General features: G+C 75.0%; 16 protein-coding genes. 10 read left to right on the forward strand and 6 right to left on the reverse strand.

What is annotated here, in order from left to right; genetic code table 11:
* Positions 1-49: 49 nt before the first annotated feature.
* The 6 genes from ACFWOG_RS17490 to ACFWOG_RS17515 all read right to left on the reverse strand — a co-directional run bounded on the left by ACFWOG_RS17490 (position 50) and on the right by ACFWOG_RS17515 (position 5564).
* On the reverse strand, positions 50-868 hold the full coding sequence (locus ACFWOG_RS17490) for a hypothetical protein (RefSeq protein WP_380359381.1): 819 nt from the start codon (positions 866-868) through the stop codon (positions 50-52).
* Positions 865-2025 (reverse strand): hypothetical protein, encoded by a 1161-nt coding sequence (locus ACFWOG_RS17495; RefSeq protein WP_380359383.1) that lies wholly within the window; start codon positions 2023-2025, stop codon positions 865-867. Before ACFWOG_RS17495 ends, ACFWOG_RS17490 begins: the two co-directional genes overlap by 4 nt.
* A gap of 162 nt (positions 2026-2187) precedes the next feature.
* Complete coding sequence (locus tag ACFWOG_RS17500) at positions 2188-3039, reverse strand: Crp/Fnr family transcriptional regulator (RefSeq protein ID WP_380359386.1); 852 nt, start codon at positions 3037-3039, stop codon at positions 2188-2190.
* 214 nt (positions 3040-3253) lie between these two features.
* A complete protein-coding gene (locus ACFWOG_RS17505) occupies positions 3254-4039 on the reverse strand; it encodes a VOC family protein (RefSeq protein ID WP_380359389.1) in 786 nt (261 codons plus the stop codon).
* Between the two features lie 153 nt (positions 4040-4192).
* Positions 4193-4831 carry a TIGR03085 family metal-binding protein gene (locus tag ACFWOG_RS17510; RefSeq protein ID WP_329952059.1) on the reverse strand — a complete coding sequence of 213 codons (639 nt, stop codon included), beginning with the start codon at positions 4829-4831 and terminating at the stop codon, positions 4193-4195.
* Positions 4832-4880: 49 nt separating this feature from the next.
* A complete protein-coding gene (locus ACFWOG_RS17515; RefSeq protein WP_380359393.1) occupies positions 4881-5564 on the reverse strand; it encodes a hypothetical protein in 684 nt (227 codons plus the stop codon).
* Positions 5565-5787: 223 nt separating this feature from the next.
* Between ACFWOG_RS17515 and hisI the strand changes: the two genes are divergently transcribed.
* The 10 genes from hisI to trpA all read left to right on the forward strand — a co-directional run bounded on the left by hisI (position 5788) and on the right by trpA (position 13225).
* Complete coding sequence (gene hisI / locus ACFWOG_RS17520; RefSeq protein ID WP_329882099.1) at positions 5788-6159, forward strand: phosphoribosyl-AMP cyclohydrolase; 372 nt, start codon at positions 5788-5790, stop codon at positions 6157-6159.
* 36 nt (positions 6160-6195) lie between these two features.
* Positions 6196-7716, forward strand: coding sequence for an anthranilate synthase component I (locus tag ACFWOG_RS17525; RefSeq protein ID WP_329882098.1), 1521 nt, complete (start codon positions 6196-6198; stop codon positions 7714-7716).
* 19 nt (positions 7717-7735) lie between these two features.
* Positions 7736-8299, forward strand: a complete 564-nt coding sequence (locus ACFWOG_RS17530) for a Uma2 family endonuclease (RefSeq protein WP_380359396.1) — start codon at positions 7736-7738, stop codon at positions 8297-8299.
* Between the two features lie 32 nt (positions 8300-8331).
* Positions 8332-8958, forward strand: coding sequence for a TIGR02234 family membrane protein (locus tag ACFWOG_RS17535; protein WP_380359399.1), 627 nt, complete (start codon positions 8332-8334; stop codon positions 8956-8958).
* Positions 8959-9103: 145 nt separating this feature from the next.
* On the forward strand, positions 9104-9346 hold the full coding sequence (locus tag ACFWOG_RS17540) for an HGxxPAAW family protein (protein WP_329882094.1): 243 nt from the start codon (positions 9104-9106) through the stop codon (positions 9344-9346).
* Between the two features lie 85 nt (positions 9347-9431).
* Entirely contained in the window at positions 9432-9881 is a 450-nt protein-coding gene (locus ACFWOG_RS17545; protein ID WP_329882093.1) for a DUF2752 domain-containing protein, read from the forward strand.
* A gap of 244 nt (positions 9882-10125) precedes the next feature.
* Positions 10126-10932, forward strand: a complete 807-nt coding sequence (gene trpC, locus ACFWOG_RS17550; RefSeq protein WP_329882092.1) for an indole-3-glycerol phosphate synthase TrpC — start codon at positions 10126-10128, stop codon at positions 10930-10932.
* A gap of 10 nt (positions 10933-10942) precedes the next feature.
* Positions 10943-11092: a tryptophan biosynthesis modulator TrpM gene (gene trpM / locus ACFWOG_RS17555; RefSeq protein WP_167352964.1), complete on the forward strand. Its 150-nt coding sequence runs from the start codon at positions 10943-10945 to the stop codon at positions 11090-11092.
* Positions 11093-11153: 61 nt separating this feature from the next.
* Positions 11154-12413 (forward strand): tryptophan synthase subunit beta, encoded by a 1260-nt coding sequence (gene trpB / locus ACFWOG_RS17560; protein ID WP_380359404.1) that lies wholly within the window; start codon positions 11154-11156, stop codon positions 12411-12413.
* A 2-nt stretch (positions 12414-12415) separates the two neighbouring features.
* Positions 12416-13225 carry a tryptophan synthase subunit alpha gene (gene trpA / locus ACFWOG_RS17565; RefSeq protein WP_329882090.1) on the forward strand — a complete coding sequence of 270 codons (810 nt, stop codon included), beginning with the start codon at positions 12416-12418 and terminating at the stop codon, positions 13223-13225.
* Positions 13226-13264 lie beyond the last annotated feature (39 nt).

Below are 13264 nucleotides of genomic sequence, written 5' to 3' on the forward strand. Positions count from 1 at the left end.
GCGGGCCGGGCACCCGGCGCCCCGGGACTCCGGGGTGCCCGCCCCGGCGTCACTTCAGGGCGAGCAGCACCAGCAGGACGAGCACCAGCAGGCTCAGTGCTCCGATGACGGCGAGGGCGGGACGGCCGAATCCGCCCGGGACGCCCGGAGCCCCCGGCGTCCCGGCGGGCGCTACCGGTCCGGGGCCGCGAGCGACTCCAGAATCCCGCCGAGCAGGATCAGCCCCCGCCCCGCCGAGGTCAGGACCCGCGCGGTCCCGTGCAGCAGACCCGGCGGGATCGGGAGCGGGCGCGGGCCCGGTGGCCCCGCTCCGCCCCCCGGGTGGGAGAGGCACGTCGACGACGTGCAGGAGCTCCTTCGTCCGGCGCGGTTCCAGTTCGGTCAGCGGCAGCTCCTCGCCGCCCTCGGCCGGGCCGGGGAGGTCGGTCGTGCCCGGGAGCGGATCCACGGGGCGGCGCGGGTTGTCGGCGAGGAAGTAGCTCCGGACCGAGCCCCGGACCAGCTCGTGCACCGCGTCGAAGTACGCGGCGGTGGGCCGGCCGGTGGGCCGTTCCAGGGTGACCACCCCCTCGACCAGGGGCGCGATCCGGCTGCCGCTGCGGGCGACCTCGCCCTCCTGGTCCACCTCCCGGGCGCTCAGCGGGACCATCCGGTAGAGCAGCCAGAAGCTTCCGCCGTCGGCGCCGATCAGCTGCACCAGGGAGGCGGAGCCGTTCAGGCTGCCGCCCGCGGTGCTGCTGAGGACGGACGCCCGGCGGCGTTCGACCAGGAAGTCCGGCGCGGCGGCGAGCCCGTAGCCGGTGGTCGGGGCGCAGACGATGGCGAACGGCCAGACCGTCTGCCGGCGGGTGCCGGCGGCGGCGCTCATGCCCGGGCCGTCCAGAGGTCGAGCCGGGAGCCGGGGTGCTCGTCCTCGAACTCCTCCAGCCGGGCCTGGAACGCCTTGGCGATGCGGACCAGTGCCTGCTGGTCGGTGGCGGCCTGCTCGACCGCCCGGCGCAGCTGGGCGGCACTCTCCTCGATCCGGCGGCCGTGGCGCCGCGCCTGCTCGTCGACGTACTCGGCGAGGGCGTCGACGACGACCTCGCCGGCGGTCTTCAGCAGCGGGTTCCTGGTGGCGCGGGTGGCGAGGAACGCCCGGACCAGCGGCATGCCGGCGCTGACCCGCCGGAAGATCCGCAGCAGGCCCTCGGAGTTCCCCGGCGCACGGACGGCGGGGTTCTCCCGGGCCCGGGTGTACTTCCTCAGCTCGGTCGTGAAGAGGTCCACCACGACGGCCATGAACGGCACCTCGACGTCGAGCGGGTCGGGCCGGGCGCCGGGCGTCTTGACCACGTGGCCGTTCTCGTCGAGGCGGGCGAAGCCGCGGCCCACCGAGCTGACGGGGATGAGCCGGATCACGCCGCCGTCGCCCTGCAGCGCGCGTCGGCCGTCGACGAAGAGCCGGAACTCCCGCGTCGCGCAGAGCCGGTCGGCCACCTGCTCCAGGGTGTGGCCGGCCGCCTCCAGCAGGTCCCACTTGGTCAGGACGAAGTGGACCACCGCGTCCTGGTTGGCACCGAGGTGGCTGAAGACGGGCCGGTACTCGCTGATCAGCCGGTTGTCGCCGGCCAGGAAGCGCAGAACCCTCTCGCCGTCCAGCAGGATCAGCAGGAAGGGCGAGGCGGTCATCAGCCGGTCGAGCTTCTCCAGCGACTCCGGGTACAGGTCCCCCTGGGTGAGGAGCTCGCCGCTGTAGTCGACGTAGGAGACGGCGAACGGGGTGAGCCGCCGCCGCGCCGGTGTGCTGACGGTGCAGGTGAAGTCCCAGACCGGGAAGTCCGCCGGGGTGGAGGGGATCGGCCAGTCGCCCGGGCCGACGACCTGCTCGTAGACGGCGTTGAGCTGCTGGGACTGGCCGAGCGGCAGGGTCACCGAGAAGCCGAGTTCGGGGTCCTGCTGGGAGAGCCTGGCGAAGAGACTGGCCAGGTACACGGTCTTGCCGGAGGATCGTGGACCCACCACGGTCACCGGGATCGAAGACATGAGCGCCCTTTCCGTACGAGCGGTCCGCACCACGGGCCCCGCGGGCGGGCCCGGGGCGTAGTAGAGCGCGCCGGCGGCGGCCCGAACCCGTCGCAGGACGGGTTCGGGGGCTTCGCAAGGGTTCCGTGACCGGATCTCGGCCGGGCGGCGACCCTCTGCGGGTCAGCGGCCCGGTTCGCCCTCGGCGGCGACGGCGAGCAGCCCGGGCAGCGACAGGACGACGGTGCTGCGGCGGCCGAGCCGGAGCAGGCCGCGGTCGGCCAGCTCGTGCAGGGCGTGGTGGACCCGCCGCTCGCCGGCGCCGATCAGGGCGCCCAGCTCGACCTGGGTCAGCCGGGGGCGGATGGTGATCCCGCGCGGGCCGGCGCTGCCGTACCGCCGGGCGAGGTCGGCGAGGTCGTGGGCGAGCCGGTTGACGACCTGCTCGGAGGCGAGGCCGACCAGGCGGCGGGTGGCGGTGCGACTGCGGTTCACCAGGCAGCGGCTCAGCGCGATGCCGGCGACCGGGTGGGTGCCGAGCCAGTGCAGCCAGTCGGGTTGGGAGATCCGGCGGACGGTGACCGGACCGGCGGCGCTCACCGTGGCGGACCGGGGGCGGTCGTCGAGGGCGGCGGCCTCGCCGACGATGTCCCCGTACGCGCGGACGTCGAGCAGGACGGGCGTGCCGGCGGTGTCCTCGACGGTGGCCTTGGCGAAGCCGTCCAGCAGGAGCAGGACGAAGCGGCCGTGGTCCTGGTCGAGGATGAGGGTCTCGTCGTGGCCGTGGACGCGCCGGGTGCCCAGCCGGAGGATGTCCTGCTCGGCGGCGAGCGCGGCCGGTGACCCGTCGCGGCGCAGTTCGGCGAGGAGGGTGCCCTCGGGCCAGCCCCGGGCCGGCGGGCGTGCCGCCGGTGGCCGCACGGCCGGCGGGCCCGGCCGGGCGGCCGGGTCCGGCTGCCGGGGGTCCTGGCGGTGGGGGTTCGCGTGGTGGTGGTCCGGGTGGTGGTTCGGTGCTGTCGGCTGCGCCGGTCTCAACCCGTGGTCCTCCGCTGCACGGTGGATGGGCGGCGATCCCGCCGGGGGATCGGCCGTGGGGATGCCCTGGTGAGGCTAGCGCAGCGGCCGGGGTACGGGAAGGCCGCGCGCGGCCCCCGCGGAGGCGCCCTTGGTTCGCCAACTTCCTTGTCCTGTAACGGACATGGCGAACGAGGGGGCCGCCTCCGCGGGGTCGGGCGGGCGGCCGGACCGGTCAGGACTCCTGCGGCGGCTCGCCCTTGATCAGCGCGAACGGGGCACCGAACGGGTCGGCCAGCCAGGCCAGCACGCCGACGTCCGGGACGTGCTCCGGGCCCATCAGCACCGTGCCGCCGGCCGCGGTGGCCCGGGCGACCACCGCCGGCACGTCCGACGAACCGAAGTACGGGGTCCAGGCGGTCGCCTGGTCCTCGCCCATCACCGGGGCGATGCCGCCGAAGGTGGCGTCCTGCTGGTCGCCGTCGGCGGTGGAGACCACCCGGTACGTACCGCCGGGGGAGGGGAGGTCGGCGTGGCGCCAGCCGAACACCCGCTCGTAGAAGGCGAACCCGGCGTCCACGTCGGTGGTGTGCAGCTCGGCCCAGATCAGCGCGCCGTCCTCGGAGACGACGTCCAGGCCGGTGACCGCGCCGGGCTGCCAGAGCGCGAACCGGGCGCCCTGCGGGTCGGTCAGCTGGGCCATCCGCCCGGCGTCCATCACGTCGAAGGGCGGGACGCGGACGGAGCCGCCGGCCTGCTCGACGGCCTTGGTGGTGGCGTCCGCGTCCGGCGTGCGCAGGTACGTCGTCCAGGCGGACTGCGCGCCCTCCTCGGTGAGCGGGCCGATGGCCGCGACCGTCCGGCCGTCCGACTGGAGGAAGCCGTAGCCGCCGGCCTCCGGGCCGGCCGACCGGAAGGTCCAGCCGAACACCGAGCCGTAGAACGCGGCGGCGGCGGCCGGGTCCGGACTGCCGAGGTCGATCCAACAGGGGGAACCGGTGGGGAAGTCGGTGGTGAGCATGGTGTCGCGCTCCTTCGACGGGACGGGGCCGGGCAGCCCTCAGACGGCCGTGGAGGCGCCCCTCCCCGGCCCTCTGCGAGTCTGCACCCCGCCACTGACATCCGCAGCCGGGGCGGGCCCGGCCTGCGGCGACACCGGTTCGGCCGGCAGGTCCTACGGGAGCGGCAGGACGTGGCGGAGGGCCTCGACGGCGTCCGGCGGGCCGTCCACGGCCAGCTCGGCGCGGGCACCCCGGCCGAAGGCGAAGAGCAGCAGCTCGCCCGGCTCGCCGGTGATCCGCACGGTCGACGAACCGGACGGGCCGACGGTCGGGCCCGCGCCGTCCGGGCGGTGCAGCTCCAGCCGTACGGGGGAGCGGCGGCCGGCCTCCAGCCGGGCGATCAGCGGCAGCCGGCGCCAGAGCGCCTCCGTCCGGCCGGGCGGCACCGGCCGGCGCACGGGGTCGGCACCGGCCCGCGCGACGTCCTCGGCGTGCACGAAGTACTCGACGGTGTTGGCCGCCTCGTCCGCTCCGGGCAGCGAGAACAGCGAGAACACCGGCGGGCCGGAGCGGAACAGCCGGATCAGCTCCTCGTACGGGCGGTCGGCGTACGCGTCCTGCACCCGTCGGGTCCGGCCGGCCAGCGGGCCGCCCCGGATGCCCGCCGCCGCGTCCGGCCGGCGCTCCCGGAGCACCAGGTGGGCGGCGAGGTCCCGGGTGGACCACCCGGCACAGAGGGTGGGCGCGTCCGGCCCGGCGGCGGCCAGCAGTTCGGCGAGGCGGTGACGCTCGGCGAGGGCGTGGTTCGACATGCCGCCCAGCCTAGTCAGATGACGTGCCCCGGGTGAGGGACCCGGGCACTCACGGGCGGAGGTTGCCGGTGAGCTTGGTGGAGTCGAGGCGGTTGCTCGCCGTCAGGGTGCAGGTGTAGTCCCGCCAGCCCTGCTGGTAGAAGGTCTTGGTCGGACCCACGGGGTAGCTGTAGTACGGGCCGCCGCCGCCCTGGCGGGCCTCGGCGGCGGCCTGCGCCTCCTTGCAGCCGTCCCGCATCGCGTTGGCGATCTGGTAGTCGCCGCTCAGACCCTCCGGGAGCAGCAGGTCGGCGATCGCCTCGCCGTCGTGCCGGCCCTCGCAGGGCCGTGCCTCCGGCTTGGTGATGGTCCTGCTGAGCTGCGGGTGGTCGAAACAGGTGCCGACCGTGAAGAACGTGTACGGGACCACCTTGGTGGGCGTCGGGGTCGGGGTCGGCGTGGGGGTCGGGGTGGGTGTGGGCGTGGGCCTCGGGGAGGTCGTAGTGGGGGAGGGCGGGGGCGGCTGGGCGGCCGGCTTCTCCTCCGGCCAGAGCAGCACGGTGGCCACCACCGCGAGCAGGACGGCCAGCACCGCCACGACGGCGAGCAGCAGCCCCCGCGACGGCCCGGCGGCGGGCCCGGTGCCGGGACGGCCGGCCCCCGGCGCGCCGGCACCCGGTCGGTCGCGGCTCGAACGGTCGGTACTCGGACGGTCGGTGCCCGGGGGCTCGGCGGCGGGCGGCTCGGTGGTCATGGGCACGAGGATGGCCCAGAGCGGTGCCGGTCGGCAGCCGGTTGGCACAACTCGTCCGATCCGGGCCCGGACCTCGGGCGGCGTCCCGCGGACCGGGCCCGGGCCGGCCCGGTCGGCAGGGCGTTCCCCGGCCTCCGGGCGGACCGTCCGGGCCAGGCCCGCGGCGGCGGCCGGGATCCGGACGGCGGGCGTCGCGAGCGGACCGGACTGACACAATGGCCCCATGTCCACCACACCCGCCGCCCCCGGCTCCACCGCCCTCGCCCCCGAGATCGCCGCGCGCCTCAAGCGCACCGAGGACGGCCTGCTCCCGGCTGTCGCGCAGCAGTACGACACCGGCGAGGTGCTGATGCTCGGCTGGATGGACGACGAGGCGCTGCACCGCACCCTCACCACCGGCCGCTGCACCTACTGGAGCCGCAGCCGCCGCGAGTACTGGGTGAAGGGCGACACCTCCGGCCACGTCCAGCAGGTGAAGTCGGTCGCGCTGGACTGCGACGGCGACACCCTGCTGGTCAAGGTGGACCAGACCGGCGCGGCCTGCCACACCGGCGACCGCACCTGCTTCGACGCCGACGTGCTCCCCCTCGGCTGACCACCCCCACCCCACTTCCGTAAGGTGCCGCCCGCCATGGACCTCGAAGCCTTCCGCAAACTCGCCGTCGACACCCGGGTCATCCCGGTCACCCGCAGGCTCCTCGCGGACGGCCTCACCCCGATCGGTCTCTACCGCAGCCTGGCCGCCGAGCGCCCCGGCACCTTCCTGCTGGAGTCCGCGGAGCAGGGCCGCAGCTGGTCCCGCTACTCCTTCGTGGGCGTCCGCAGCGAGGCCGCGCTGACCGTCGGCCCGGACGGCGGCGCCCGCTGGCACGGCGCCCCGCCGGTCGGCATCCCCACCACCGGCGACCCGCTGGAGGTGCTGCGCGCCGCGCTGGAGACCCTGCACACCCCGCGCAGCGCCGACGACGGCCTCCCGCCGCTCACCGGCGGCCTGGTCGGCTACCTCGGCTACGACGTGGTCCGCCGGCTGGAGAAGCTCCCGGACCTCAACCCGGACGACCTGAAGCTCCCCGAGCTGACCATGCTGCTCGCCACCGACCTCGCCGTGCTCGACCACGCCGACGGCACGGTGCTGCTGATCGCCAACGCCGTCAACCACAACGACCTGGCCAGCGGCGTCGACGAGGCGTACGCGGACGCGGTCGCCCGGCTGGACGCCATGGAGACCGACCTGCTGAAGCCGGTCGACCCCGGCCTCGCCACCTTCACCCCGACCGGCCCCGGCGAGGTCCGCTCGCCGTTCGGCGGGGAGCCCTACCGGGCCGCGGTCGAGGAGATCAAGGAGCGGATCCGGGCCGGCGAGGCCTTCCAGGTGGTGCCCTCGCAGCGGTTCGAGGCGCCCTGCCCGGCCTCCGCGCTCGACGTCTACCGCGTCCTGCGCACCACCAACCCCAGCCCGTACATGTACCTGTTCCGGTTCCCCGGGCCGGACGGCGGCGCCGAGGGCGGCTTCGACGTGGTCGGCTCCAGCCCGGAGGCGCTGGTCAAGGTCACCGACGGCGAGGCGATGCTGCACCCGATCGCCGGCACCCGGCACCGCGGCGCCACCCCGCAGGAGGACAGCGACCTGGCCGCCGAGCTGCTCGCCGACCCCAAGGAGCGGGCCGAGCACCTGATGCTGGTCGACCTCGGCCGCAACGACCTCGGGCGGGTCTGCGAGCCGGGCAGCGTCGAGGTCGTCGACTTCATGCACATCGAGCGGTACAGCCACGTCATGCACATCGTCTCCACCGTGACCGGCCGGGTCGCCGAGGGCCGGACCGCCTTCGACGTGCTCACCGCCTGCTTCCCGGCCGGCACCCTCTCCGGGGCGCCCAAGCCGCGCGCGATGCGGATCATCGAGGAGCTGGAGCCCACCCGCCGCGGCCTGTACGGCGGCTGCGTCGGCTACCTGGACTTCGCCGGGGACTCCGACACCGCGATCGCGATCCGGACGGCGGTCCTGCGCGACGGCACCGCGTACGTCCAGGCCGGCGCCGGCGTGGTGGCCGACTCCGACCCGCACGGCGAGGACACCGAATGCCGCAACAAGGCCGCCGCCGTCCTGCGCGCGGTGGCCACGGCGAATACGCTGCGCACGCCGGCGGTGTGAGCCGCCGTAAGGAGCCGGGATGTCGCAGGACCAGGGTGCCGGATCGGCCTGGGACGTGCTGGAGGGCGTGAACCTCCCGCGCGGGTACCGGGTGGAGATCACGGACGGGAAGATCATCATGACGCCCCGGGGGGAGAGCCACCGGGCCGTCGTGCGCAGCGCGGCCGCGCAGCTGGAGCAGCAGCTCGCGGGCCGCGGCACCGTTCTCGCGGACGCCATGGTCGACTTCCCCTCGGCCCGCTCCGGCTACGCCCCCGACCTGGCGGTCGTCGCCCCCGGCGCCGAGCGCAACGGCCGCGGCCGGTTCGCGTGGCACGACCTCGAAGCGGTGATCGAGGTGGTGCCGCCGTCCGGCCGGGACCACGACCACGTGAGGAAGGTGCGCACCTACGGCGGGTGCGGGATCCCGCTGTACGTCGTGGTGGACCAGGCCGAGGCGGTCTGCACGGTGCACAGTGCCCCGCAGCGCACCGGCGGCTACCGGGAGGCGGAGCGGGTGCCCTTCGGCAACGACGTGTTCCTGCCGTCGGCGGACCGGACCCTGGTGCTGTCGACCGACGACTTCCCGGTCGACCCGGCGTAGGTCCGGCGCGTGGTGTCAGGGATAGTGGACGGGTGAGCGTTCCTACCCAGTCCCGTACCGAGACCGAGCCCGTCCCCGCGAAGGGCGGCGCCGGGCGGCGGACGCTCGGCCTGATGCTGCTGCTGACCGCGCTGGGCGCGGTCCTGGTGCTGACCGCCGCCGGCCGCGTCTGGGCCGAGGGCCTGGCCGGCACCCTGGAGGTCTCCGTCACCGGCGGGAGGATCTCCGAACTGCCCGCCGGGCTGGCGCTGGTGGCGCTGGCGGCTGCGGTCGCGGTGTTCGCGGTGCGCGGCGCCGGGCGGCTCGCGGTGGGCGCCCTGACCCTGCTGGCCGGGCTCGGCGCGGCGGCGGCCGCCGTGGCGGGCGCCGGGGACACCGCGGCGCTGGACGGCGAGGCGGCCCGCAAGCTCGCCCTGACCGGCTCCGCCGCGACCGGGGTCGGGCACACCGGATGGCCGTGGGTGGCGCTGGCCGGCGGGCTGCTGCTGGCACTGGCCGGGCTGCTCACCCTCCGGTTCGGGCGCGGCTGGCCGGCCATGGGCAGCCGTTACGAGGCCCCGACCGGGAAGGCGCCGGTGTCGCGGAAGACCGCGGCCGCGGAGAGTCCGGCCGACCTGTGGAAGGCGCTGGACCGGGGCGAGGACCCGACCGCCGGCTGACCGGCCGGCGCACGGCGCGCGCTGTGACGCGATAGACCCTCCACCCCCTTTGGGGCACCCGTGTGTGGCCCGGCACAATGGAACCGTCAACCCGCCAGGGGCCCGCAGGCCCGGCCGGGACCCGAGAGCCTAGGAGCACCATCAGATGGCAGCAGCAGCACACGGTCACACCCTCGCCGCCTGGACCGGCGTGACCATCTCCTTCATCGGTTTCGGCATCGCGGGCGTCGCCATGATCCTGCCGTCGGTGCTGCTGGTCTGGGCCGGCCTGGCGGTCGTCCTGCTCGGTGCCGTGGTGGGCAAGGCCATGGCGATGGCGGGCATGGGCCAGCAGCCCAGCACCAACGTGTACACCTCCGAGGAGCAGGCCGCGCTGGTCGCTGCCTGAGGAACTCCCGGTACTGCGTGAACGGCGGGCGCCACGCCCGCCGTTTCGTTTCTGGCGGGAGGCCCGGGCGGGCACAATCGTGGGCGTGAACGCCGCTCCCACCGCTTCCGCCGCCACCGCCCGGTCGTCCGGGCCGCGCCGGCTGGTGCCGCCGCTGACCGCCCTGGTCGCGGTGGCCGTCCCCACCGGGTACGTCGCCGCGGTCGACCCGAATGCCCCCGGGCACTACCCGGACTGTCCGTTCCTCGCGGCCACCGGCTGGTGGTGTCCCGGCTGCGGCGGGTTGCGCTGCGTCCACGCGCTGGCCCACGGGGACCTGAGCGGCGCGCTGCACGACAACGCGGTGGCGGTGCTGCTCTTCGCCGTGCTGGCGGTGCTCTGGCTGCGGTGGATCTGGTCGGCGGCGCGCGGTGTGCCGGTGCCCCGGCTCGCGCTCGGGGCGCGGCGCTGGGTGCTGGTGGGGCTGCTGGTGCTGGTCTTCACGGTGGTGCGCAACCTGCCGATCGGCGCGGGGCTGGCCCCGCCGCTGGTCTGAGGACCCCGCGCCGGTCCCGCGCCGGTCCCGAGCCGGTCCGGCCCGTCCGGGGGCGCGGCGGGCGGGGGTGGAGGAGCCGTGAAACCGCAGCTCGGAGGGGGCCCGGAGGCGTCCGCTCCGCGAGACGCGCGCTGGGCGGATGCGCTGGGCGCCCCCCCTTGCCGATACCATCGAAGGGCCGGAGGCCCACTGGCCGTCCGGCTCCTCGCTAGCAGAACTAGCAGACATGATGGGGGCGCTTGGCGTGAGTGTGCTCGACTCGATCATCGAAGGGGTCCGTGAGGACCTCGCCGAGCGGCAGGCCCGAGTGTCGCTGGACGAGCTCAAGGAGCTCGCCGCCAAGGCCCCGGACGCCAAGGACGGCGTGGCCGCGCTCAAGGGCGACGGCGTACGGGTGATCTGCGAGGTCAAGCGCTCCAGCCCGTCCAAGGGCGCCCTGGCCGCGATCGCGGACCCGGCCGCCCTGGCCGCGGACTACGCGGCCGGCGGCGCCGCCGCGATCAGCGTGCTGACCGAGCAGCGCCGCTTCGGCGGGTCGCTGGCCGACCTGGACGCCGTCCGCGCCGCGGTGGACACCCCGCTGCTCCGCAAGGACTTCATCGTCACCGCCTACCAGCTGTGGGAGGCCCGCGCGCACGGCGCCGACCTCGCGCTGCTGATTGTCGCGGCCCTCGACCAGCCGGCCCTGGTGTCGCTGATCGAGCGTGCCGAGTCGATCGGCCTCACCCCGCTGGTCGAGGTGCACGACGAGGAGGAGATCGCGCGCGCGGTGGACGCCGGCGCACGGATCATCGGCGTCAACGCCCGCAACCTGAAGACCCTCGAAGTGGACCGGAACACCTTCGGCAACGTCGTCCACGCCATCCCGGACAACGTCGTCAAGATCGCCGAGTCCGGCGTGCGCGGCCCGCTGGACGTGATCTCCTACGCCAACCTGGGCGCCGACGCGGTGCTGGTCGGCGAGTCCCTGGTGACGGGCAAGGACCCGCGCGCCGCCGTGGCCGACCTGGTCGCGGCCGGTGCCCACCCCGCGATCCGCCACAAGGACTGATCCCGCCGCCATGAAGATCGCCACCCGTCTCGCCCCCGGCTGCCGCCCGCGCGGCTGCCGCGCGCCCGCACGCCGGGTGCTGGGCAGGCGGGTGCGGTACGTCATCGGCTGCGAGCCCGGGCAGGTGCCGGGACGGCGATGGCGCGGGACGCACGGCTGACCAGCCGTTCCGACGTCCCTCTCGCCATCGTCATCTTCCCGAGTTCCCGAAGGACTTCACCATGTCCGACAAGTCCGCCAAGGACTACCTGCCCGGCGCCGAGGTGCCGGACGCACGCGGCTACTTCGGCGCGTACGGCGGCCGCTTCATCCCGGAGGCCCTCGTCGCCGCCGTGGAGCAGGTCGCCGAGGAGTACGAGAAGGCGAAGGCCGATCCGGCCTTCACCGCCGAGCTCGACGCGCTGCTCAAGGACTACACCGGCCGGCCGAGCCCGCTGACCGACGTCCACCGCTTCTCCGCCGAGGCGGGGGGCGCGCGCGTCCTGCTGAAGCGCGAGGACCTCAACCACACCGGCTCGCACAAGATCAACAACGTGCTGGGCCAGGCGCTGCTCACCCGCCGGATGGGCAAGACCCGGATCATCGCCGAGACCGGCGCCGGGCAGCACGGCGTGGCCACCGCCACCGCCTGCGCGCTGTTCGGCTTCGACTGCACCATCTACATGGGCGAGGTGGACACCCAGCGCCAGGCGCTCAACGTCGCCCGGATGCGGATGCTCGGTGCCGAGGTGGTGTCCGTCACCTCCGGCAGCCGCACCCTCAAGGACGCCATCAACGAGGCGTTCCGCGACTGGGTCGCCAACGTCGACTCCACCCACTACCTGTTCGGCACCGTCGCCGGGCCGCACCCCTTCCCGATGATGGTCCGGGACTTCCACCGGGTGATCGGCATCGAGGCGCGGCAGCAGGTCCTGGACCGGACCGGACGGCTGCCCGACGCCGTCGTCGCCTGCGTCGGCGGCGGCTCCAACGCGATGGGCATCTTCCACGAGTTCATCCCGGACGCGGGCGTGCGCCTGATCGGCTGCGAGGCGGCCGGCGAGGGCGCCGAGACCCCGAAGCACGCCGCCACCCTCACCAAGGGCGACCCGGGCGTGCTGCACGGCTCCCGCACCTACGTCCTCCAGGACGAGGACGGCCAGACCATCGAGTCGCACTCGATCTCGGCCGGCCTCGACTACCCGGGCGTCGGCCCGGAGCACGCCTGGCTGAAGGACAGCGGCCGGGCCGAGTACCGGCCGGTCACCGACGACGCCGCCATGCAGGCGCTGCGGCTGCTGTCCCGCACCGAGGGCATCATCCCGGCCATCGAGAGCGCGCACGCGTTGGCCGGCGCCCTGGAGCTGGGCCGCGAGCTCGGGCCCGAGGCCACGATCCTGGTCTCGCTCTCCGGGCGCGGCGACAAGGACATGCACACCGCGGCCGAGTACTTCGGCCTGTACGACGAGCCGGGCGCCGGCTCCGCCCACGGGGGTAAGTGATCATGGCTTCGAAGCTCAGTGGCATCCTGGCCGCGGCCAAGGCGGAGAACCGCGCGGCGCTGATCGGCTACCTGCCGGCCGGTTTCCCGAGCGTGGACGGCGGGGTGCGCGCGGTCAACGCGCTGATCGAGGGCGGCTGCGACGTCGTCGAGATCGGCCTGCCGCACTCCGACCCGGTCCTGGACGGTCCGACCATCCAGACGGCCGACGACATCGCGCTGCGCGGCGGCGTCCGGATCAAGGACGTGCTGCGGACGGTGCAGGAGGTCGCGGCCGCGCACCCCGGGGCGGCGGTGCTGGTCATGACCTACTGGAACCCGGTGGAGCGGTACGGGACCGCGCGGTTCGCCGCCGACCTGGCCGCGGCCGGCGGGGTGGGCTGCATCCTGCCGGACCTTCCGGTGGAGGAGTCCGAGGAGTGGCGCAAGGCGGCGGACGAGCACGGTCTGGACACCGTGTTCGTGGTCGCGCCGAGCAGCAGGGACAAGCGGCTGGCCGAGGTCACGGCGGCCGGCAGCGGCTTCGTGTACGCGGCCGCGGTGATGGGCGTGACCGGCAGCCGGGCCCAGGTCGGCGACCTGGCCGAGGACCTGGTCGCCCGGACCAGGGCCACCACCGAGCTGCCGGTCTGCGTCGGCCTCGGGGTGTCGACCCGTGAGCAGGCCGCGCAGGTGGCCGGGTTCGCGGACGGTGTGATCGTCGGATCGGCGTTCGTGCAGCGGATCCTGGACGCGGACGGGGACGAGCGGGCCGGCCTGGCCGCCGTGCGCGCCCTCGCCGGCGAGCTGGCGGAGGGCGTCCGCCGGCGCTGACCCGCAGGACCGACGGCCCGCCGCCCCGCATTCCGGGGG

The organism is Kitasatospora sp. NPDC058406 (genome assembly GCF_042722765.1).
GTDB lineage: Bacteria > Actinomycetota > Actinomycetes > Streptomycetales > Streptomycetaceae > Kitasatospora.